Here is a 21,289-nt window from a genome sequence, read left to right on the forward strand (position 1 = left end):
TACGGGCGGCTCCGGCGTCGGCCGGACGAAAGGAGAACACACTCCGTGATCGTCGACTGTTGCATCTACCGTGACGGGCACCGCGCCGAGGGTCCGCGGGACTTCTCCGACGCCCTGGCCGAGGCGCGGACGGCCGGGGGCTTTGTGTGGATGGGGCTGCACGAGCCGAGCGCGGAGGAGTTCGACCTGGTCAGCGCCGAGTTCGCACTGCATCCGCTGGCGGTGGAGGACGCGCTGAAGGCCCATCAGCGGCCCAAGATGGAGATCTACGACGACTCGCTGTTCGTGGTGCTGAAACCGGTGGTCTACGAGCCCCGCAGCGACGCCGTCTCGACCGGCGAGATCATGATCTTCCTCGGTGACTCGTTCGTGGTCACGGTCCGCCACGGCGAGGGTGTCGGGTTGAACGTCGTACGGCGCCGCCTGGAGCGGGAGCCGGAGATGCTCGGCAAGGGCCCGACGGCGGTGCTGTACGCGATAGCCGACTCGGTCGTCGACCACTACCTGGACGTGGCGACCGAGTTGCAGACCGACCTGGAGGAGCTGGAGGCGGAGGTCTTCTCGCCCGAGCGGGGCAGCTCCCGGCACACGGCGTCCGGGATCTACAACTTCAAGCGCCAGATCACCGAGTTCCGGCGGGCCACGGGTCCGCTGGGACTGCCGATGTCCCGGCTCGGCGGCACGGCCCAGAGCGCCTTCGCCACGGCCGTCCCGTTCGTGGACGACAAGGCGCGGCCCTTCTTCCGGGACGTCAGCGACCACCTCACCCGGGTCAACGAGTCCGTGGAGAGCCTGGACCGGCTGGTCTCGGACATCCTGTCGGCGCATCTGGCGCAGACCAGCGTCCAGCAGAACGACGACATGCGGAAGATCTCCGCATGGGCGGCCATGGCCGCGGTCCCGACGATGATCGCCGGGATCTACGGCATGAACTTCGAGCACATGCCCGAGCTGCACTGGATCTGGGCGTATCCGGCGGTGATCGCCCTGATGGCGGTCCTGGAAGTGCTGCTGTACCAGCTGTTCAAGCGGCGGGGCTGGCTGTGACGCGGGGCCGGGTGTGACGGCGGGGTCCGCGACGACGCGGGAGGCGGCCGTGCTCAGGCTAACTCGGGGGCCGGGGTGCGGGGACCGCCGAGGGCGTCGCGCCGCTCGGGCATGGCGAGGGTGACCATGCGGTGCCAGCCGGCGAGGCGTTCGTAGGCGTAGACCGCGTGGATGCCGGCCGCCAGCAGGGCGGAACGCGTCCGTGACCACCCGAGGATGCGGCCCATGCGGGCCATGACGGCCAGGCTCACGTCGCGGTGGACGCGGATCTCGGCGAGCGCGCAGGTGCGCAGGGTCCGCTGGATGGTGCGGCCGTGTCCGGCGGCGGCGAGGCGGAGCAGTTCCTCGTGGCAGTAGGCGAGGTGGTTGTCCTCGTCGCCGGCGATCATCTTCACGGCGCGGCCCAGGTCGGGGTGGTCGCCGAAGTGCCGGCGCAGCAGGTCCATCTGTTCGCAGGCGCGCTGTTCGGTGACCCGGCTGTGCGCGAGGTAGACGATGATGTCGGTGTCGCTGAGCGGCTCGTCGGATCTGAGCCGGTCGTGCGCGAGGCCGATGCCCCGCCGTTCCAGGAGCATGGTGTAGTCGGTCTCCGGGGGCACCGCGACGAGGTCCAGGCCGCGTTTCCTCAGCAGGGCGCGGAAGATCCGGCCGTGTTTGTCCTCGTCCGCCCCGTGGCGCGCGATCTTGGGGGCGAGTTCGCGGGCGGTCGCCGGCACGAGCGCGGCGATCCGTCCGTTCTCCCAGCCGCCCTGCGCCTCTCCGCCGGCCGCGATCGAGCAGAACAGACGGAACGACTCGTCGTGGTCGAGGATCTCCTGGAACAGACCCCTGGGTGAGAGCATCGTGGGCCACCTCCCTGCCGGACCGCCGGACCGTCGCCAAGGACGAGTCAAGGCGAGTCAAGTGGGGGTGCGGGGGTGCCGCAACAGGTGCGGGGGCGGGCTGCGCCGAACGGAGCAGCGGCACGCCGGAGCCGGCCGGGTGCGGCGGGGCGTAACCGCACGGCCCCGGGCGCGTTGTTCTGGGTGACGGCCGTGGCGGGGAAGACCCCCCGAGCCCCCACCACGGCCGCAGAAAACCTGGGGAGGCCGCCGACGGGCCTCCGACCGCGCAGTGCCGCTGCCCGCCGTCTGCTTTCGGCCGCCCGCTGCCTGCTTTCCGCCGCTGCCTACGCCAGCCCGGCGCGCTCCAGGGCCTCGGTGCCGGCGCGGAGCGCGGCGATCCGCTCGTCCAGGGTGAAGCCCGCGGGGGCCAGGGTGAGCGTGGTGACGCCGGCCGCCGCGTAGGCCTGCATCCGGTCCGCGATCCGGTCGACGGAGCCCAGCAGCGTGGTCTGGTCGATGAGCTGCCGCGGGACGGCGGCCGCGGCGCCCTCCTTGTCGCCGGACAGGTACTTGTCCTGGATCTCGGCGGCCTCCTTCTCGTAGCCCATGCGCTGCGCGAGCTGGTTGTAGAAGTTCTGCTTGCGGCTGCCCATGCCGCCGACGTAGAGCGCGGTGTAGGGGCGGAAGGTGTCGGCGAGGCGGGCCACGTCCTTGTCGTCGCCGAGGGCGAGCGGCAGGGTCGGGCAGACGTCGAAGCCGTCCATGGTCCGCCCGGCCTTCTCGCGGCCGGCGCGCAGGTGCTTGAGGGCCGTCTCCTCGAGGTGGTCGGAGGAGGGGAAGATGAGCAGCGCGCCGTCGGCGATCTCGCCGGTCTGCTGAAGGTTCTTGGGGCCGATCGCGGCGATGTAGAGCGGGATGTGCTCGCGCTGCGGGTGCACGGTCAGCTTGATCGGCTTGCCGGGGCCCCCGGGCAGCGGAAGCGTCCAGTGCTCGCCTTCGTAGGTCAGCCGCTCGCGGCTCATGGCCCTGCGGACGATCTCCACGTACTCACGGGTGCGCGCCAGCGGCTTGTCGAACCTGACGCCGTACCAGCCCTCGGAGACCTGCGGGCCCGAGACGCCGAGGCCGAGGCGGAACCGGCCGCCGGAGAGGGAGTCGAGCGTGGCGGCGGTCATCGCGGTCATCGCGGGCTGCCGGGCGGGGATCTGGAAGATGGCCGAGCCGACGTCGATGCGCTCGGTCTGCGCCGCGACCCAGGCGAGCACGGTGGCCGCGTCCGAACCGTAGGCCTCGGCCGCCCAGCACACGGCGTAGCCGAGCCGGTCCGCCTCCCGGGCGACGGCCAGATTGTCCGCGTCCATCCCGGCACCCCAGTAGCCGAGGTTGATCCCGAGCCGCATACCGATCCCCTTACCCATGAGTAACGTGCCCTGTGCGCCAGACCCTAGCGCGTGGCCGTGGCGTACGGCAGGCCACGACGCGGGTGTGACCCGTGCCTCCCCGGCCCGGCGGCACGGGGGAAAGTCGGGTTGTCCACAGGTAACCCATGTGCCGGCCGTGGCCAGTAATCTCGGCGTTCATGGAGCAGAGGCATCTCGGCCGTACGGGCCTGCGCGTGTCCCGCATCGGCCTCGGCACCCTGACCTGGGGCCGGGACACCGACGAGCACGACGCCGCGGACATGCTGAAGGCGTTCTGGGAGGCGGGCGGCACCCTCGTCGACACGGCCGACGTGTACGGCGACGGAGAGGCCGAGTACCTGCTCGGGCGGCTCATGGAAGGCCTCGTGCCCCGCCACGACCTGGTGGTCTCGACGAAGGCGGGCAGTGTCCCGGACCCGGACCGCCGCTTCGACGGCTCCCGCGGCCATCTGCTGGCGGCGCTGGACGCCTCGCTCGCCCGCCTCGGCACGGACTACATCGACGTGTGGCACGTGCACGCCTACGACCCGCGCACCCCGCTGGAGGAGACCCTCCAGACCCTGGACCTGGCCGTGAGCAGCGGGCGGGTGCGCTACGCCGGAGTCTCCAACTTCTGCGGCTGGCAGCTGGCCAAGGCGGCGACCTGGCAGCTGGCCGCGCCGGGCGCCCGTACCCGGCTGGCCAGCACCCAGATGGAGTACTCGCTGCTCCAGCGCGGAGTCGAGCGCGAGGTGCTGCCGGCCGCGCTCGACCTGGGCATCGGCCTGCTCCCCTCCTCCCCGCTGGGCCGCGGCGTACTCACCGGCAAGTACCGCAACGGGACCCCTGCGGACTCCAGGGGCGCCTCCGAGCACCTCGCGCCGTTCGTCGAGCCGTACCTCGACGACACGGCGAGCCGGATCGTGGACGCCGTGACCACGGCGGCGGACGGGCTGGCGGTGACCCCGCTCCAGGTCGCCCTCGCCTGGGTCCGGGACCGGCCCGGCGTGGCCGCCCCGATCATCGGCGTGCGCACCGCGCAGCAGCTCACGGCGGCATTGTCAGTGGAGGCGCTTAGTCTTCCTGACGAGATCTGCCGGGCGCTCGACGACGTGTCGGCGCCCGTGCACCGCTATCCCGATCACGACTGGAGCACGCTGTGAGCACGGAGCCGGAGACCACGGAGGGCACCGAGCCGGGGACCCCGGACACCGCGCCGCAGGACGCCGCCCCGGACGACGGCCCGGCGACGCAGAACACCGACCCGGCGTCCGAGAGCACCGACCCCGCGGCGGAGAACCCGGCGACGGAGAACACCGACCCGCCGGCCGAGGTCCCCGGCTCCGGCACCGACACCGGCGCCGCGGACGACGGTGGCGCCGCGGACGACCGTGGCGGCGCCGCGGCCGAGAAGTCCGAGGCCGAGGCCGAACTCACCGCGCAGCGGATCGAGCGGGAGCGGATCGAGCGCCGGAAGGCGGAGAAGAAGGGGCCGATCGAGAGCGGGAGCAAGCTCAGCGGCACAGCGGCCGATCTGCTCGCGGCGGTGCGGGCCGTGGAGAGCGGCGCCAAACCCCCGGCCACCGCCTTCGCCACGCCCGAGGCGGAGCCGGTACGCCGCAGACCCGCCCCCGAGCCGGTACAGCGACCGGGGCCGGTGTCGGCCGAGGCGGCCACCGCTCCCGCGGCCCCCGCGCCGCAGACCGTCCAGGCCGTGCGCCAGGTGCTGAGCGAGGGCGGCGCCCCGGAGACGCTCGCCCTCCCGGCGGCCGCGGCCCTCGGCGAGGGCGCCGAGGAGCGGCTGCGGGCCGACCCCTGGCAGTTGCTGCGCGTCACCGGGGTACGGCCGGAGCAGGCCGACGGCTTCGCGCGGGCCCTGCTCGGCGCGGACTGCGGCCCCGAGGACGAGCGACGCGGCCGGGCGTTCACCGTCTGGCTGCTGGAGCAGGCGGCGCTGGCCGGTCATACGTCACTGGAGGCTCAGGCCCTCACCGCCGCCCTGGCCCAGCGCGGGGTGCCCGACCCGGACGCGGCGCTGCAGGGCGCGCTCGCCGAGGGCGACGCCCTGGTGTTCCAGGACGCCCTGGACGAGCCGGGCGCGCCTGCCGCCCAGGACGGCGACGAGGACGACTCGGAGCGCCCGGTGCGAATCCTCGTCGGCCTGGAGCGGTACGCGCTCGCCGAGGAGAGCCTCGCCGACGGGCTGGCCCGGCTGGCCGACTCGGTGCCGAAGGAGGACGGCCCGGCGGAGGACTGGGAGCGGGCCGCCGCCTCCGCCCAGGGCTCCGCCGCCGAGCTGATCCGCGCGGTCGCCGCGCACGGCCTGGTGCTGCACACCGGCGGCGAGGCGTCGCGCGTCGAGCCGGCCCGTCTGCTGGACGAGGCGCACCGTCTCGGGCTGCGCGCCTGGGCCGCCACCCACAGCCCGCTCGGCCGCGACGGCTTCGCGGAGCTGACCGCCCAGGAGCGTGGCCCCGCGCGAGCGGACGGCCCCGCCGTCGTCACCGTGGCCGGCCTGCTGTCCGGTGCCGAGGGACCCGGTCGGGACGCCGACGGCGCGCTCGACCTGGACCTGCTCGTCGTGCTCGACGCCCCGCAGCTGGACGTGGAGACGGCGGCGCTGCTCGTGGAGTCGCTGCCGGACGGGGCGCGGCTGGTGCTGGCCGGGGACCCGGCGGTGCTGTGGTCCGTGGGTCCCGGGCGGGTCTTCGCGGATCTGCTGGCGGCCCGGGTCTGCCCGCACGTCGCCTCCCGGGTGCCCGACCCCGGACCGCTGGGCGAGCTGGTCTCCGGTATCGGCGTCGGCGAGCTGAACCAGGTGGAGGCGCCGGGCAAGGAGGTCGTGATCGTTCCGGTGCGGGACGCCGGCGAGGCCGTGCACCGGACCGTGCAGCTCGTCGCCGACTCGGTGCCCCGGGCGATCGGCGTCCCGTCCGAGCAGACCGTGGTGATCACCCCCGGTCACGGCGGTGCGGCGGGCACGCGCGCGCTCAACGCCGCGCTCAAGGAACGTCTCAACCCGGGCCCCGGCCGTTTCGGCGGGTTCGACCCGGGTGACCGGGTCGTCTACTCCCCCGTCCCCGGCCGTGTGTTGCCCGGCCATGTGGTGGGAGCCGACGCCGACGGCCTGCGTCTGTCGTGCTCCGGCGCCCCCGTGGTAGTGCCGAAGGAGCGCGTGGACGGCTGGGTGCGGCACGGATGGGCGCTGACCGCGCACCAGGCCGTGGGCAGCCGGTGGCCCGCCGTGGTCGTGGTGCTGCCCGGCGACGCGGCGCAGGCGCTCAGCCGGCCGTGGGTCTACACGGCGTTCGGCCGGGCGGGCCGGCATCTGTCCGTGGTGCACGGCGTGGAGCAGGCGCTTCCGCGCGCGGTGGCCGAGGTGCCGGCCAGACCCCGCACGACCAGGCTGCCCGTCCTGCTGGGCACGCAGACGCACGCGGAAGCACAGGCACCGGCACAGGCACCCGCAGGGGACTGAGACGAGGCAGCGCCCGGGCGGTGGTCACGGAATCCACCTTCCGTGACCACCCCGGCCGACGGCGGACTGCTCAGCGCTCTCGCGCCTCCAGCGGCTCCAGTTCCTCGTCGTCCAGGTCGTCGTCCTCGTCGAGATCGGTGTCGAGGTCGTCGTAGTCCTCGATCTCGTCGTCCTCGACGCCGTCGCCCCCGTCCGGTTCGTCCTCGTCCACGTCCAGTTCCTCGTCGAAGACCGCGCTGACGTCGAAGCGGCAGACCACCCGCTGCGGATCGACGTGCTCGAAGGGCGCCTCGAGCCATTCGCCCGGGTCCGCCGGCTCGTCCGAGGCCGTGACCCACAGGGTCGAGTCGCCCTCCTCCAGGCCGAACTCCTTGTGCCGGGAGGCGATCTCGTCCGGTTCGAACTCGCCGAACAGGGTGCCGAGCGCCCCGTGCACCGTGCCGGAGGCGCCCTCGCCGATGCCCGTGCCGGTCTCGACGTCCGCGGCCTCCACACGCTGGGCCTGGGACAGCAGCCGCTGAGGCTCGGCCACGGCGTAGTCGCGTCGGATCAGCACGCTGATCGCGTTCGGCTCCTCCGGGCCCGTGTACGGCGGCAGCGTGTCGTCACCGGGGATCTCGAAAGGTGTGACCTCGTCGTAGCGGTCGTAGAGCAGCTCGTCGTAGGCCTCCGCGGCCGCGGCCAGCTGGTTGAACGCCTCGTAGACGGCCGGGTCGTCCTCCCCCGACCTGCGTTCGACCGCGGCGAGATGGCGGTCGAGCGCGGCCTTGACCGCCTCGGCGGCGGCGCGTACCTCGGCAGCGGTGGGCTGCGCAGCATCAGACATAGTGCAGACGCTATCCGTACCGGGCCCCAGCCCGCACAATAGATGCGATGCCGGAATACGAATTTGTCGACGTGTATGTACCGCGCGGGGTCTCCCGCAAGGAGACGACGCGTCTGCTGACGGACCACGCCGAGTACGGACACTGGGAGTTGTACCGTCTGAGCCTGCTGCGCGACGGCAGCCGCAGGGTGCGGTTGCGCCGGAGGATCATCCGCCAGGTGCGCGCCACGTGGTGAGCTGAGACGGACCGGACCACAGCGAGCCCCGCATACGCGGGGCCCGCTGTGTCGTGCACGCGCACGCGTGTGGCCGTCGGACGCGTTCGGACACCCTTCTCACCGGACCGGGCGCCCTCCCCCGATCAGGCCGAGGCCCGCGCCCTGCGGTACAGCACGGTGCCGGCCAGCAGCGCACCGGCGCCCGCCGGCAGGGCGAGGCCCATCGGCAGGTCACTGCCGGTGTGGGCGAGCTGGGCCCCGCTGCCCGGCGCGGTGACGGTCTGCGTGCCCGGCTGGTTGACGTGCGTCGAGCCGCCGGGCGTGTTCCCGCCCGTGGCGGGCGGCGTGCCCGGGTGACCCGGTGTGCCCGGAGTTCCGGGGTGACCCGGCGTACCCGGGTGACCGGGCGTCCCGGGATTCCCCGGGTGGCCGGGGTGGCCAGGGTGACCGGGGTGGCCAGGGTGACCGGGGTGCCCCGGGTGACCGGGCGGGTTGCCGCGGCCGCCTCCCGGAGGCGTGTGGTGCCCGCCGGAACCACTCGTGTCGGCGCACTCGTTGCCCAGGGCGGCGTTGCCCACGCCGATCACATTGACGCTGTTGCCGCACACGTTGACCGGTACGTCGACCGGCACCTGCACGTGGTTGCCGGAGCCCACGCCCGGTGAACCGCCGGTGTGTCCGCCGGCGTGCGCGCCGCCGCCCGAGCCGCCGTGCCCGTCGTGCCCGCCGGACGAGCCGCTGCCGCCGCCCTGGTTGACGCATGTGTTGCCCGCCGCCGGGTTGAGCAGCCCGACGACGTTCACCGTGTTGCCGCAGACGTTCACCGGCACGTGCACCGGCACCTGCACGGTGTTGCCGGACAGCACGCCCGGCGAGCCGGACGCGGCACCGGCCGCGCCCGCGTCGGCGTGTGCCGCGCCGCTCGCGGCGGCGATGACGCCGGTGGCCGCGGCCACGGTCAGCAGGCCCTTGCGGGTGACCTGTCGCATTTTGCTGAATCCCTGCCTTCGACTTTTCCTTGCGAACCTTCCGGAACGCGCGTTCGCGTCCGGCGGGAATCCGCCGTCGTGACCGCGCGAGAAAACCGGTCGGCCCCGGAGCGCATGGCGCACGCTCCAGGGCCGACGAGTTCAGACCCCCACGGAGTCGATGGAGTCAGACCCTCACGGGGCGGGCCACGACGTCACTTGTTGATGCAGGTGTTGCCGAAGGCGGGGTTCAGCAGCCCGATCACCGAGATCGTGTTGCCGCAGACGTTCACCGGCACGTGCACGGGCACCTGGATGACGTTGCCGGAGACGACGCCCGGGGACTGCACGGCGGCGCCCTGAGCTCCGGAGTCGGCGGCGGCCAGGCCCGCGCCCGCGAGGACCAGCCCACCGGTGGCAACCGCGGCAGCGACGACCTTCTTGATCATTATTCCTCCTAGTTGGCAATAGCGATCTCATGTTGCCGATCGCATTACCTGTAACGAGGAGGGAGTAATGGAGCTACGAGCTTATGGTCGCATTCACCCTTCCCGGTCGTCGCCGCACACGCGGCCGATTACCGATGTCAACCGAATGATGACCGGGGTCAGGACGCGTCGATGAACCGGTCCAGGACCCGCACGCCGAACTTCAGCCCGTCCACCGGCACCCGCTCGTCCACGCCGTGGAACATGCCCGCGAAGTCCAGCTCCGGCGGCAGCTTCAGCGGCGCGAAGCCGAAGCCGCGGATGCCCAGGTCGTCGAAGGACTTGGCGTCGGTGCCGCCGGAGAGCATGTACGGGACGGCCTTGGCGGCCGGGTCCTCGGCGAGCAGCGCCGACTGCATCGCGGCCACCAGGTCCCCGTCGAAGGTGGTCTCGACGGCCTTGTCGGAGTGCACGTCCTCGCGCTTCACCTTGGGCCCGAGGATGCGGTCCAGGTCGGCCAGGAACTCCTCCTCGTACCCGGGCAGGAAGCGTCCGTCGACGTGGGCCGTGGCCTCGCCCGGGATGACGTTGACCTTGTAACCGGCGCCGAGCTGGGTGGGGTTGGCGGTGTTGCTCAGGGTCGCGCCGATGAGCTTGGCGATGCCGCCGAGCTTGGCGAGGGTGCCCTCCATGTTCTCCGGGTCGAGCTCGGTGCCGAGGGCGTCGCCGAGTTCGTCGAGGAAGGCCCGGGTGGTCTTGGTGACCCGCACCGGGAAGTTGTGCCGTCCGAGCCGGGCGACGGCCTCCGACAGCTCGGTGATCGCGTTGTCCCGGTGGATCATCGAGCCGTGCCCCGCCGTGCCGGCCACGGTCAGCTTCATCCAGTGCATGCCCTTCTCGGCCGTCTGGATCAGGTAGAGCCGCCGCTGCTCACTGACGGTGAAGGAGAAGCCGCCGACCTCGCTGATGGCCTCGGTGACGCCCTCGAACAGGTCCCGGTGGTTGTCGACCAGGTGGCGGGCGCCGTACGTGCCGCCCGCCTCCTCGTCGGCGAGGAAGGCGAGCACGATGTCCCGCGGGGGCCTGCGTCCGCTGCGCAGCCGGTCGCGGACGACGGCCAGCGTCATCGCGTCCATGTCCTTCATGTCGACCGCGCCACGGCCCCATACGCAGCCGTCCGCGACCTCGCCGGAGAAGGGGTGGTGGGTCCAGTCGTCGGCGTTGGCCGGTACGACGTCGGTGTGGCCGTGGATCAGCAGCGCGGGCCGGGACGGGTCCTCGCCCTCGATGCGGGCCACGGTGGAGGCCCGGCCCGGGTGCGACTCGAAGATCTTCGCCTCCAGTCCCACCTCGGCGAGCTTCTCGGCGACGTACTCGGCGGCCTTGCGCTCGCCCGGCCCCGAGTGGTCGCCGTAGTTGCTGGTGTCGATCTGGATCAGCTCGCGGCAGAGGTCCACGACCTCGTCCTCGCCGGTGACGCCCCTGGCCGTGTCCGTCTCGCTCACGCTGCTTCCTCCCGCTGTGTACCGGTGGCCCACCTCGGGTGAGGGTGGTCCACCTCGTGTGCCGGTGGTCAGCTCATCCTCTCCCCTGCCCCGGCCCCGGCCCAAGAGCGGTCCCGCCCCGTCACACCCCGTTCGCAGCGGACCATGGTCTCCACCGGCGGTGATCGGTGATCGGGCACGCGCGAAAGCCTGGTAATGTTTACGTCGTCGCCGCGGGGAGAACCCGCTCGGCGCGCATCCTGTCCGGGTGGCGGAATGGCAGACGCGCTAGCTTGAGGTGCTAGTGCCCTTTATCGGGCGTGGGGGTTCAAGTCCCCCCTCGGACACAACAAGGAGCGGTGTCGACCGGAACGGTCGGCACCGCTCCTTCATGTGCTCACACGTGGACCGGCTTCGTGCGCTCATACGTGGGCCGGCGCCATGTGGTCCGTGAACCAGTCACGGGCCAGGTCGGTGACCTGTTCCAGTGCGCCCGGCTCCTCGAAGAGGTGGGTCGCGCCGGGCACGACGGAGAGCCGGTTCTCGCAGGTCAGCTGGGACTGGGCGGCTCGGTTGAGGTCCAGCACGGTGTGGTCGGCGCCGCCGACGATGAGCAGCGTGGGAGAAGTGACCACCGCCAGCCTGGGACCGGCCATGTCGGGCCGGCCGCCGCGGGAGACGACGGCGGCGATGCGCGCGTCCGGTTCCGCGGCGGCCCACAGGGCGGCGGCGGCCCCGGTGCTGGCGCCGAAGTAGCCGATGGCGAGCCCTTCGGCGGCGCTCCGGCCGCTCAGCCAGCCGGTGGCGTCGGCGAGCCGGGCGGCGAGCAGCTCGGTGTCGAACACATTGGCCCGGTCGCGCGCCTCCTCCTCGGTGAGCAGGTCGAACAGCAGCGTGCCGAGGCCGGCCCGGTTCAGCCCGGCGGCCACGAACTGGTTGCGGGGGCTGTGCCGGCCACTGCCGCTGCCGTGCGCGAAGAGCACGACGCCGGACGCGTCCGCGGGCACGGTCAGATGCCCGCCGAGCCGTACGGTGCCGGCCACCACCTCGACCTCCTGGTCCACGGACTCGGGGTCCCCGCCGGACGCCTCCGTGACGGAGGGCTGCCGCCGCAGACAGGCGACGACGTCCTCGTCCTCGAGCTGACCGAAGTCCTCGTAGAACTGGCCGACCGCGAAGAAGCCGGGCGGAGTGTCCAGGGAGATGAGCTCGTCGGCCTCCCCGGCGAGCCGTGCCGTCCAGTCCGGCGGTGCGACCGGCACCGCCAGCACGGTCCGCGCCGCCCCCCTGGCCCGTACCGTCCGGCAGGCGGCCCGAGCGGTCGATCCGGTGGCCACCCCGTCGTCGACCACCACGACGGTCCGGCCCTCGACGGCGAGCGGCGGGCGTCCGCTCCGGTAGCGCTCGGCGCGCCGGACCAGTTCCTCGCGCTCGCGTTCCTCCACGCGCGCCAGCGCGTCCGGGGGCACGCCCGCCCCGCGCATGACCACGTCGTCGACGACGCGGACGCCGTCCTCGCCGATCGCGCCCATGGCCAGCTCCGGCTGGGAGGGCACCCCCAGTTTCCGTACCAGGCAGAGGTCCAGCGGTGCGCCGAGCGCCGCCGCGACCGCCGCGGCGACCGGTACGCCCCCTCGGGGCAGCCCGAGCACCACGACGTCCTGGCCGGCGAGGTGCGCGAGGCGGGCACCCAGCCGCCTGCCTGCTTCGTCACGATTCGGGAAGAGCACCGCTGAACTCCCTCACTCCCTGGGCGACCAGAGCGGAGCGGGAGGTGTGGCCTCCGGTGCCCCCATCGCCTCGATGTCGCCCGCGGCGTTGCGCAGCAGCTCGCGGCCCAGCGCGATGAGCGCCCGGCCGGCGGCGAGTTCGTCACCGATCTCGGGCACGGCCGAGTCGTAGGGGTTGCGGCGGGCCTCCGCGCAGGTCTCCACGACGTTGTCACCGGTGTCCAGGACGATCCGGGCCGTGGTCTCCGGGTCGTGCTCGGACAGGTACAGGTTCAGCCGCCACTCCTTGACGGACTGGAGCCGGCTGTCGACGGGTCGCGTCATCGTCCGTCTCCCCTCGGTTCCCGGGGCGGGACGGCGGCCCGGTGCGGACACCGGCACACCGTTCCGCCTCTTCCACTGTGCCTCGCGCAGCCGGTGACCGCACGGGTGTCCGAAGCGGGCCGGGTCGAGGGCGGGGCAGGGCCGGGGCTCCGGCGGAAGGCGGGCAGAATGTGGGCCATGACCACACGTTCCTGCCCGTGCGGGCGGTCCGAGCCGTACGAGAGGTGCTGCGGCCGCTACCACGGCGGCACCGCCGCCGCGCCGACCGCCGAGGCCCTGATGCGCTCGCGGTACTCCGCCTTCGTACGTGGGGACGTGGGGTATCTGCTGCGGACCTGGCATCCGCGGACCCGGCCCGCGCGGCTGGAGCTGGACCCGGGGATGCGCTGGACGGGCCTGGAGATCCTCGGCACGACGGACGGTTCCGCGTTCCACACCACCGGGACGGTGACGTTCCGGGCGTCCTACCGGGGCGGTGCGCTGCACGAGCGCAGCCGGTTCGAGCGGGTCGACGGGGCGTGGGTGTACGTCGACGGGGACCTCCTGAAGTAGCCCGCCGGCCGTGGCGACAGGCCGCCGGGACGGCTAGGGGGTGTCTCGTCGATCAGGCCGTCAGGGAGCGGTGGCTGGTGGTGGGGGTACCTCCCACGCCGTTCAGGCAGTGGGGGAGCACCGCGAGGCGGAGGAGGGAGTCGATGCGGAGCATCGGCGACCGACGACAACGCGGCGAGGTGCGGTGCCGGCCACCGCGAGCCCGGCATGATCGGCGAGACACCCCCTAGGGCGCCAGGATGTCCAGTTCGTGCAGGGCGCCGACGGTGATCTCCCGGGTCAGCCGTTCCGCGCGTTCGGCGTCGCACTCGCGGACGGCCTCGGCGACCTGGACGTGGAGGGTGACGGCGGCCGGGTCGGGGTCCTCGAACATGACCTCGTGGTGGGTGCGGCCGGCCAGGACCTCGGCGACGACGTCGCCGAGGCGGGCGAACATCTCGTTGCCGGAGGCGTTGAGGATCACGCGGTGGAAGGCCACGTCGTGGAACAGGTACTCCTCCAGCCGGTGGCCGCGTGAGTTGGCCACCATGCCGAGGGCGCACTCGGTGAGCTCCGAACACTGCTCGGGTGTGGCATGCATGGCGGCGAGCCCGGCGGCGACCGGTTCGACGGCCGAGCGCAGCACGGTCAGCGAGCGCAGCTGGCGCGGGCGGTCGGCGCCGGCCAGACGCCAGCGGATCACCTGCGGGTCGTAGACGTTCCACTCCGACTGCGGGAGCACGGTCACGCCGACGCGGCGGCGGGAGGCGACCAGGTGCATGGACTCCAGGACCCGTACGGCCTCGCGCATCACGGAGCGTGACACGTCGAAACGCTGCGCCAGCTCGTCGGTACGCAGGACGCTGCCCGGCGGGTACTCGCCCGCGGTGATGGCGGGGCCGAGGGTGTCCAGTACATGGCCGTGCAGCCCCCGGCCCGGTGTGCTCATGCACTCAGCGTACGGGGTGGGTCACGGATCTAAAAAGTCAGACTTATATGTCACAGACTCTTGAATTCGTCGTACCTAATGGGTTTCAGTGTGGCGACGCCGGATGTCGGCGTCCCATGTCGAGGAAGACAGCGAGGCAGTGATGCGCACCCCCCACGTCGTCGTGGTGATGGGCGTCGCCGGCACGGGCAAGACCACCATCGGTCCCCTGCTCGCCGACCGGCTCGGCGTCCCGTACGCCGAGGGCGACGACTTCCATCCGCAGGCCAACATCGACAAGATGACGGCCGGTGTTCCGCTCGACGACGACGACCGGTGGCCGTGGCTGGACGCCATCGGCGCCTGGGCGCACGGGCGGGCGGGTCTCGGCGGGGTGGTGAGCAGCTCGGCGCTGAAGCGGTCCTACCGCGACCGGCTCAGGGCAGCGGCTCCCGGCGTCGTCTTCGTCCATCTGACGGGCGACCGGAACCTCATCGAGGACCGGATGACGCACCGCCAGGGCCACTTCATGCCGACGGCGCTGCTGGACTCCCAGTTCGCCACGCTCCAGCCGCTCGAAGCGGACGAGCGGGGTGTCGCGGTGGATGTCTCCGGGTCCCCGGAGGAGATCACCGCGCGCGCCGTGGCCGCTCTCGACGACCTCGACAGCTCCACGCGGCCGGCCCGGGTCGAACCGTCCCCGCGGTAAGGCCTGTCCCCCACGGTCACCGACCGCCGCACCACCTGTCCCCACCGTCCCACTTCACCCCCAAGGGAAACCCGTGACCAGACTCAGCGTCGAGATGCTGGCAGCGGACGCGCCCCCGCCGATCACCTCGGCCGGACACGCTCAGCTGGGCATCGCCGTCCTGGCGGGCATCGCCGTCATCGTTCTGCTCATCACCAAGTTCAAACTGCACGCCTTCCTTTCGCTGACCATCGGGTCACTGGTGCTCGGCGCGGTCGCCGGGGCACCGCTGGACAAGGCCATCACCAGCTTCACCACCGGCCTCGGCTCGACGGTCGCCGGCGTCGGCGTGCTGATCGCGCTGGGCGCGATCCTCGGCAAGCTGCTCGCCGACTCCGGCGGCGCGGACCAGGTGGTGGACACCATCCTGGCGAAGGCCGGGGGCCGGGCGATGCCGTGGGCGATGGTCCTGATCGCCTCCGTGATCGGCCTGCCGCTGTTCTTCGAGGTCGGCATCGTGCTGCTGATCCCGGTCGTGCTGATGGTCGCCAAGCGCGGCAACTACTCCCTGATGCGGATCGGCATCCCGGCGCTGGCCGGTCTGTCCGTGATGCACGGCCTGATCCCGCCGCACCCCGGCCCGCTCGTCGCCATCGACGCGGTCAAGGCCAACCTGGGTGTGACGCTGGCGCTGGGCATCCTGGTGGCCGTCCCCACGGTGATCATCGCCGGTCCGCTGTTCTCGAAGGTGGCGGCCCGCTGGGTCGACGTCCCCGCCCCCGACCGGATGCTCCCGCAGCGTGCCTCGGACGACCTGGAGCGCCGTCCGGGCTTCGGCGCGACGCTCGCCACCGTGCTGCTGCCGGTCGTGCTGATGCTGGCCAAGGCGCTGGTGGACATCGTCTTCGACGACCCCGCCAACATGACCCAGCGCGTCTTCGACGTCATCGGCTCCCCGCTGATAGCACTGCTGGCCGCCGTCATCGTCGGCATCTTCACGCTGGGCCGCCCGGCCGGGTTCACCAAGGAGCGCATCACCTCCACCGTCGAGAAGGGCCTGATGCCCATCGCGGGCATCCTGCTGATCGTCGGTGCGGGCGGCGGCTTCAAGCAGACGCTGATCGACTGCGGGGTGGGCCAGATGATCCTGGACATCTCCAAGGACTGGTCGATCCCGGCGCTGCTGCTGGCGTGGCTGATCGCGGTGGCGATCCGGCTCGCGACCGGTTCGGCGACCGTGGCGACCGTCTCGGCGGCCGGTCTGGTCGCCCCTCTGGCGGCCGACATGTCGACCACCCACGCCGCCCTGCTGGTCCTGGCCGTCGGCGCCGGCTCGCTCTTCTTCAGCCATGTCAACGACGCCGGCTTCTGGCTGGTGAAGGAGTACTTCGGGCTGAACGTGGGGCAGACGATCAAGACCTGGTCCGTCATGGAGACGATCATCTCCGTGGTGGCCGGCGGTCTGGTCCTGCTGCTGTCCCTGATCATCTAGAGCATCCGGGAGTACGGCCATGACGGCTCACCCCCTCTTCGACATCGGCGGCCGTACGGCCCTGGTCACCGGCTCCTCCCGCGGGATCGGGCTGGCCCTGGCCCGCGGGCTGGCCGAGGCCGGCTGCACGGTCGTCCTCAACGGACGCGACGGCGAGGCGCTCGCCAAGGCCGCCGCCGGCCTGCCCGGCGACCGTGTGCACACCGCCGCGTTCGACGTGACCGACGGCGCCTCCGTGGCGGCCGGGATCGCGGACGTCGAGGAGCGGGTGAGCCCGCTGGACATCCTGGTGAACAACGCGGGCATGCAACTACGCGCGCCGCTGCTCCAGTTCACGGACGCGGACTGGCACCGGATCCTGGACACCAACCTCACCAGCGCGTTCCTGGTCGGCCGGGAGGCCGCCCGGCGGATGACGGAGCGGGGCCACGGCAAGATCATCAACATCTGCTCGCTGCAGAGCGAGGTGGTCCGCCCCGGCATCGCGCCGTACGCGGCGACCAAGGGCGCGCTGAAGATGCTCACCAAGGGCATGTGCGCCGACTGGGGCCCGTACGGGGTGCAGGTCAACGGCCTCGGGCCCGGCTACATCGAGACCGAGCTGACCCGGCCCCTCGTCGAGGACGAGGAGTTCAGCGCGTGGGTGCGCCGCCGCACCCCGGCCGGCCGCTGGGGCCGCACCGAGGACCTGGTGGGCGGGGTGCTGTTCCTCGCCTCCCCGGCCGCGGACTTCGTCTCCGGGCAGGTGCTGTACGTCGACGGCGGCATGACGAGTGTGCTCTGAAGCGGCCCTGGGAGGCGCGGGCGATGCGTGCGGTGGTGATCCACGGTCAGGGTGACCTGCGGGTCGAGGATTTGCCGGTGCCGGTGCCCGGCCCGGGGCAGGCGCTGGTCGCCGTCCGCTACGGCGGGGTGTGCGGCTCCGACCTGCACTACTGGCGGCACGGCGGGGTCGGCGACTTCCGTCTGAAGGAGCCGATGGTGCTCGGCCACGAGGTGGTGGGCACGGTCGTCTCCTACGGCCCCGAAGCCACCGGCCCGCGGCCGGGTACGGCGGTGGCCGTGCACCCGGCGACCCCGTGCGGCACCTGCCCGGAGTGCGCGGGCGGGCGGCGGAACATCTGCCGTGACACCCGCTACCTGGGCAGCGCGGCCCGCTTCCCGCACGTCCAGGGCGCTTTCGCGGCGCGAGTGGCCGTGCCCGCCGAGCAGTTGAGACCGCTTCCGGCCGGGCAGTCGCCGCGCCGGGCCGCGCTCGCCGAGCCGCTCTCGGTGGCGCTGCACGCGCTGCGGCGGGCGGGCGAGGTGGCGGGACGCCATGTGCTGGTGACCGGTGCCGGGCCGATCGGCTGCCTGGTGGTCGCGGCGGCGAAGGCGGCGGGCGCCGCCCGCGTGACCGTCACCGATCTGCTCCCGCGGGCGCTGTGGTACGCCTCGGCGGTGGGCGCGGACACGGTCGTACGGGCCGACGACCCGGACGACGCCGGGTGGCCGCCGGAGGTGGACGTGGCCGTGGAGGCCTCCGGGGTGGCGGCGGGGCTGGACACCTGTCTGCGGCTCGTGCGGCGCGGCGGGGTGGTGGTCCAGCTGGGCATGCTGCCGCCCGGCCGGTCCCCGTTCGCCGGGAACCTGGTGGTCAGCCGGGAGATCGAGCTGCGCGGCGCGTTCCGCTTCGACACCGAGTTCGACGAGGCCCTGCGGCTGCTGTCCGTCGAACCCGCCTTCGACGCGCTGCTGAGCGCGGTGGTCCCGGTGGACGACGCCGAGTCGGCGTTCGTGCTGGCGGCCAACCGCGACCGCGCGTGCAAGGTGCTGCTGCACTTCGGGGACTGAGCGGGCCTCACCCCTTCCACAGCGGGTGCTCGCTGTCCGCCCACTCCCGGCGCACCAGCCCGGTGCGCAGGCCCCGGCGGGCCTCAGGGTCGCCGAGGGCCATGCCGATGTGGCCGGCCAGGACGATGCCGATGGTCAGGGCCAGCCAGTCGTGGACGAAGGTGGCGCTGGTGCGCCACTGCAGCGGGGTCAGGTGGGTGAACCACATCAGCAGGCCCGTGCCGAGCATGACCAGGGTGGCCCCGGCGATCCAGGCGGCGTAGATCTTCTGGCCGGCGTTGAACTTGCCGGCCGGCCGTGCGGAGGGGCGCCGGTCGCGGCGCAGGGCGGCGCGCAGCCAGACCTTGTCGTGCGGGCCGAAGCGGTTGAGGAAGCGCAGGTCGGCGCGGAAGGCGCGGGAGGCCAGGCCCAGCAGGACGGGCACCGGCAGGGTGAGGCCGGCCCACTCGTGGACGCGGACGACCAGTTCGCGGCGGCCGACGAGCACGGCGAGCTGGGGAATGTAGAGGCAGGCGGCCGTGACCACGCAGATGCTCATCAGCAAGGCCGTGAGGCGGTGCACCCATCGTTCGGCGCGGGTGAAGCGGCGGATGTCGGTGCCGGGCGGGGCGGGGGTCTCAGCTCGTAGGGACATCGCTGCGTCCGTTCGAGCGGCCGACCCAGGCGTCGACGTCGTAGCCCCGCTCCTCCCAGTAGCCGGGCTCGACCGCGTCGGTGACGGTGATGCCGGAGAGCCACTTGGCGGACTTGTAGAAGTACATGGGGGCGACGTAGAGGCGGACCGGGCCGCCGTGGTCGTGGCCGATGTCCTTGTCCTGCATGCGCAGGGCGACCAGGACGTCGGCGCGGCGGGCCTGGGCGAGGGTCAGGCTCTCGGAGTAGGTGCCGTCGAAGCAGGTGAACCGCACCGCCTTCGCCGTGGAGCGGACCCCGGCGGCGTCCAGCAGGCGGGAGAGGCGGACGCCCTCGAAGGGTGTGCCGGGGACCCGCCAGCCGGTGACGCACTGGACGTCGCGGACCATGCGGGTCTGGGGCAGGGCTCTGAGGTCGGCCAGCGTGTACGACGTCGGGTGGTCGACCAGGCCGTCGACGGTCAGGCGGTAGTCGGTGCCGTCCTTGTGTGGGACGGAGGCGGCGACCGAGTAGTAGCGGAAGCCGCCGCCGTTGGGCAGCAGGCCGGTCAGGCCGGTGGGGTCCTTGCCGGAGGCGGCGCCGAGGACGCCCTCCAGTCCGCGTTGCAGGGTGGGCGCCGCGGCCACGCCGAGGGCGCCCAGGGCGAGGGTGCCGAGGAAGACGCGGCGGCCGACGGGGCGGCCCTCCGCCTCGGACGGTTCGGGGTTCACCCCTACATTCGAGCACCCGTGCCCCGTGGGGGCCAGGGATCACGGGTGCCCGTCAGACTTCCGTCATCGTTTCCCGTGCCACGGCGCCACGAAGCCGTGACGCTACGTCGGCGTGGCACCACGGCTTCGTGGCGCTACGACGCCGACTCGGCCGCCTTCTCCAGCTGGAACGCCTCGTTGCCGAGCCCGATCCCGGCGTGGGCCTCGGGGCGGCGGACGCGCAGGACGGCGCCCTGCACCAGGCCGACCACGGCGGCGAGACCGATGATGCCGGGCAGGAGCCGGCTGAGCGCCGAGTCCGGGCCGGTGCCGACCAGGACGTCGAAGTCCTTGACCGTGTAGAAGGCGATCACCAGCAGGGCGATTCCGGCCAGCGCGGAGGTGACCAGCCGCCAGGCCTGCGCGGCCGCCGCACCGCGCCGGGCGAAGAAGACGATCACCGACAGGGAGGCCGCCGCCATCAGCAGGATCACGCCGAGCGCACCGATGTTGCCGCCCCAGGTGAACAGGCGCAGCACGGGGGCGGTCGGGTCGCCGGTCGGCTTGCCGTCGGTGACCGCGAAGGCGACCACCACGACCAGCGAGAAGACGGTCTGCGAGAGCGAACCGGCGGCGGGGGCGCCGCTGGTGCTGGAGGTCCGCCCGAACGCCGCGGGCAGCAGTCCCTCGCGGCCCATGGCGAAGGCGTACCGGGCGACGACATTGTGGAAGCTGAGCATGGCCGCGAACATGCCGGTCACGAACAGGATGTGCAGTACGTCCGTGAAGGTGCCGCCGAGCCGTGACTCGGTGAGCGAGAACAGCAGCCCCGCGCTCTCCTTCTGCGAGGTGCCGACGATCGCCGACGGTCCGGTGGCCACGGTGAGGGCCCAGCTGCTGACCGCGAAGAAGACGGCCACGCCGGCCACCGCGAGGAACATCACGCGCGGCACCAGGACGTGCGGGCGGCTGGTCTCCTCGGCGTACACGGGGGCCTGTTCGAAGCCGAGGAAGGCGGCGATGCAGAAGCACAGCGCGGTGCCGATGCCGGCGCCGCTGAGGGTGTCGGGGTTGAAGGCGTGCAGCGACAGGCCCTCCTTGGCCGGGTCGCCGATCGCGGCCGCGTCGAAGATCACGACGAGGACGACCTCGATCACCAGCAGCACGCCGAGCACGCGCGCGTTGACGTCGATCTTCAGCCAGCCGAGCGCGCCGACGACGGCGACGGCCGCGAGGGCCGGTATCCACCAGGCGAGGGTGACGTCGGCGTAGGTGGCGAACAGGTTGGAGACCTCGAAGCCGAAGATGCCGTAGATGCCCGCCTGGAGGGCGTTGTAGGCGACGAGGGCGACGAGGGCCGCGCTCGCGCCGGCCGTGCCGCCCAGGCCCCGCGAGATGTAGGCGTAGAAGGCGCCCGCGTTGTGGACATGGCGGCTCATCTCGGCGTAGCCGAGGCTGAAGAGGACCAGCACCACGCCGAGGATCACGAAGAGCAGCGGCTGGCCGACGATGCCCATCACCGCAAATGTGGTGGGCATGACACCGGCGACCACCATGAGCGGGGCGGTCGCGGCCAGGACGGAGAGCAGCAGGCCCCCCGTGCCGAGGCGGTCGGCGCGCAGCGCGCGCTCCTGCCCCTTGAAGGTGCTGATGCCGCCGCCGTCGGCGGTGGGTCTGCTCGTGCTCGAACTGCCCGTCGTCATCGGGGATCGTCCTTTCGGCCTCGGGATCTCGACTCGCGCTTCGGTCGTACTGCGTCGTACGTGCG

The 21,289-nt window shown here is 72.6% G+C and carries 21 protein-coding genes and 1 tRNA gene; 10 read left to right on the top strand and 12 right to left on the bottom strand.

Going from position 1 to position 21,289, the window contains the following annotated elements; all coding sequences use genetic code 11:
* Positions 1-45 precede the first annotated feature (45 nt).
* The gene (corA, locus tag R2S09_RS04195; RefSeq protein ID WP_306192547.1) at positions 46-1,047 is read left to right on the top strand and encodes a magnesium/cobalt transporter CorA; all 1,002 of its coding nucleotides are present in this window, start codon (positions 46-48) and stop codon (positions 1,045-1,047) included.
* Positions 1,048-1,100: 53 nt separating this feature from the next.
* Here corA and R2S09_RS04200 read toward each other — a convergent pair whose 3' ends face one another.
* Together R2S09_RS04200 and R2S09_RS04205 are read right to left on the bottom strand one after the other, a co-directional pair.
* Positions 1,101-1,889 carry a ferritin-like domain-containing protein gene (locus R2S09_RS04200; protein ID WP_316739832.1) on the bottom strand — a complete coding sequence of 263 codons (789 nt, stop codon included), beginning with the start codon at positions 1,887-1,889 and terminating at the stop codon, positions 1,101-1,103.
* Positions 1,890-2,215: 326 nt separating this feature from the next.
* The gene (locus tag R2S09_RS04205; RefSeq protein ID WP_306192549.1) at positions 2,216-3,271 is read right to left on the bottom strand and encodes an LLM class F420-dependent oxidoreductase; all 1,056 of its coding nucleotides are present in this window, start codon (positions 3,269-3,271) and stop codon (positions 2,216-2,218) included.
* Positions 3,272-3,450: 179 nt separating this feature from the next.
* Here R2S09_RS04205 and R2S09_RS04210 point away from each other — a divergent pair, with 179 nt between their 5' ends.
* A complete protein-coding gene (locus R2S09_RS04210) occupies positions 3,451-4,434 on the top strand; it encodes an aldo/keto reductase (protein WP_306192550.1) in 984 nt (327 codons plus the stop codon).
* Positions 4,431-6,749 (top strand): helix-hairpin-helix domain-containing protein, encoded by a 2,319-nt coding sequence (locus tag R2S09_RS04215; protein WP_316739835.1) that lies wholly within the window; start codon positions 4,431-4,433, stop codon positions 6,747-6,749. The genes R2S09_RS04210 and R2S09_RS04215 overlap by 4 nt, the downstream gene beginning before the upstream one ends.
* 70 nt (positions 6,750-6,819) lie before the next feature.
* Here R2S09_RS04215 and R2S09_RS04220 read toward each other — a convergent pair whose 3' ends face one another.
* Positions 6,820-7,575 carry a hypothetical protein gene (locus R2S09_RS04220; RefSeq protein ID WP_316739837.1) on the bottom strand — a complete coding sequence of 252 codons (756 nt, stop codon included), beginning with the start codon at positions 7,573-7,575 and terminating at the stop codon, positions 6,820-6,822.
* A gap of 47 nt (positions 7,576-7,622) precedes the next feature.
* Here R2S09_RS04220 and R2S09_RS04225 point away from each other — a divergent pair, with 47 nt between their 5' ends.
* Complete coding sequence (locus R2S09_RS04225) at positions 7,623-7,811, top strand: DUF5703 family protein (RefSeq protein ID WP_027758838.1); 189 nt, start codon at positions 7,623-7,625, stop codon at positions 7,809-7,811.
* A gap of 125 nt (positions 7,812-7,936) precedes the next feature.
* Here R2S09_RS04225 and R2S09_RS04230 read toward each other — a convergent pair whose 3' ends face one another.
* The 3 genes from R2S09_RS04230 to R2S09_RS04240 all read right to left on the bottom strand — a co-directional run bounded on the left by R2S09_RS04230 (position 7,937) and on the right by R2S09_RS04240 (position 10,694).
* Positions 7,937-8,782 carry a chaplin gene (locus R2S09_RS04230; RefSeq protein ID WP_306192553.1) on the bottom strand — a complete coding sequence of 282 codons (846 nt, stop codon included), beginning with the start codon at positions 8,780-8,782 and terminating at the stop codon, positions 7,937-7,939.
* Positions 8,783-8,976: 194 nt separating this feature from the next.
* Entirely contained in the window at positions 8,977-9,210 is a 234-nt protein-coding gene (gene chpH, locus R2S09_RS04235; RefSeq protein ID WP_306192554.1) for a chaplin ChpH, read from the bottom strand.
* A 158-nt stretch (positions 9,211-9,368) separates the two neighbouring features.
* Positions 9,369-10,694: a M20/M25/M40 family metallo-hydrolase gene (locus R2S09_RS04240; protein ID WP_316739844.1), complete on the bottom strand. Its 1,326-nt coding sequence runs from the start codon at positions 10,692-10,694 to the stop codon at positions 9,369-9,371.
* Between the two features lie 241 nt (positions 10,695-10,935).
* Here R2S09_RS04240 and R2S09_RS04245 point away from each other — a divergent pair.
* Positions 10,936-11,020, top strand: a tRNA-Leu gene (locus tag R2S09_RS04245).
* Between the two features lie 75 nt (positions 11,021-11,095).
* Here R2S09_RS04245 and R2S09_RS04250 read toward each other — a convergent pair.
* Together R2S09_RS04250 and R2S09_RS04255 are read right to left on the bottom strand one after the other, a co-directional pair.
* Positions 11,096-12,403: a phosphoribosyltransferase family protein gene (locus R2S09_RS04250; protein ID WP_306192556.1), complete on the bottom strand. Its 1,308-nt coding sequence runs from the start codon at positions 12,401-12,403 to the stop codon at positions 11,096-11,098.
* Positions 12,404-12,415: 12 nt separating this feature from the next.
* Positions 12,416-12,727 carry a dsRBD fold-containing protein gene (locus R2S09_RS04255; protein ID WP_306192557.1) on the bottom strand — a complete coding sequence of 104 codons (312 nt, stop codon included), beginning with the start codon at positions 12,725-12,727 and terminating at the stop codon, positions 12,416-12,418.
* A 177-nt stretch (positions 12,728-12,904) separates the two neighbouring features.
* On the opposite strand from R2S09_RS04255, the gene R2S09_RS04260 reads away from it, so the two are divergent.
* Positions 12,905-13,279 (top strand): YchJ family protein, encoded by a 375-nt coding sequence (locus tag R2S09_RS04260; protein WP_316739849.1) that lies wholly within the window; start codon positions 12,905-12,907, stop codon positions 13,277-13,279.
* A gap of 226 nt (positions 13,280-13,505) precedes the next feature.
* On the opposite strand, the gene R2S09_RS04265 is transcribed toward R2S09_RS04260, so the two are convergent.
* Positions 13,506-14,207, bottom strand: a complete 702-nt coding sequence (locus R2S09_RS04265) for a FadR/GntR family transcriptional regulator (protein WP_316739850.1) — start codon at positions 14,205-14,207, stop codon at positions 13,506-13,508.
* Between the two features lie 142 nt (positions 14,208-14,349).
* On the opposite strand from R2S09_RS04265, the gene R2S09_RS04270 reads away from it, so the two are divergent.
* From R2S09_RS04270 to R2S09_RS04285, 4 genes are all read left to right on the top strand, one after another.
* Positions 14,350-14,895, top strand: coding sequence for a gluconokinase (locus R2S09_RS04270; RefSeq protein WP_306192560.1), 546 nt, complete (start codon positions 14,350-14,352; stop codon positions 14,893-14,895).
* Positions 14,896-14,968: 73 nt separating this feature from the next.
* Entirely contained in the window at positions 14,969-16,366 is a 1,398-nt protein-coding gene (locus R2S09_RS04275) for a gluconate:H+ symporter (protein ID WP_316739851.1), read from the top strand.
* Between the two features lie 19 nt (positions 16,367-16,385).
* Positions 16,386-17,150: an SDR family oxidoreductase gene (locus R2S09_RS04280; protein ID WP_316739852.1), complete on the top strand. Its 765-nt coding sequence runs from the start codon at positions 16,386-16,388 to the stop codon at positions 17,148-17,150.
* A 23-nt stretch (positions 17,151-17,173) separates the two neighbouring features.
* Positions 17,174-18,199: an L-idonate 5-dehydrogenase gene (locus R2S09_RS04285; protein WP_316739853.1), complete on the top strand. Its 1,026-nt coding sequence runs from the start codon at positions 17,174-17,176 to the stop codon at positions 18,197-18,199.
* Positions 18,200-18,206: 7 nt separating this feature from the next.
* On the opposite strand, the gene R2S09_RS04290 is transcribed toward R2S09_RS04285, so the two are convergent.
* The 3 genes from R2S09_RS04290 to R2S09_RS04300 form a co-directional block, all read right to left on the bottom strand.
* On the bottom strand, positions 18,207-18,833 hold the full coding sequence (locus tag R2S09_RS04290; RefSeq protein WP_316739855.1) for a cytochrome b/b6 domain-containing protein: 627 nt from the start codon (positions 18,831-18,833) through the stop codon (positions 18,207-18,209).
* The gene (locus R2S09_RS04295; RefSeq protein ID WP_316739857.1) at positions 18,817-19,542 is read right to left on the bottom strand and encodes a molybdopterin-dependent oxidoreductase; all 726 of its coding nucleotides are present in this window, start codon (positions 19,540-19,542) and stop codon (positions 18,817-18,819) included. The genes R2S09_RS04290 and R2S09_RS04295 overlap by 17 nt, the downstream gene beginning before the upstream one ends.
* A gap of 134 nt (positions 19,543-19,676) precedes the next feature.
* Entirely contained in the window at positions 19,677-21,224 is a 1,548-nt protein-coding gene (locus tag R2S09_RS04300) for an APC family permease (protein WP_316739858.1), read from the bottom strand.
* Positions 21,225-21,289: the final 65 nt, after the last annotated feature.

Source organism: Streptomyces sp. MK7 (assembly GCF_032658145.1).
GTDB classification, from domain to species: domain Bacteria; phylum Actinomycetota; class Actinomycetes; order Streptomycetales; family Streptomycetaceae; genus Streptomyces; species Streptomyces spiralis.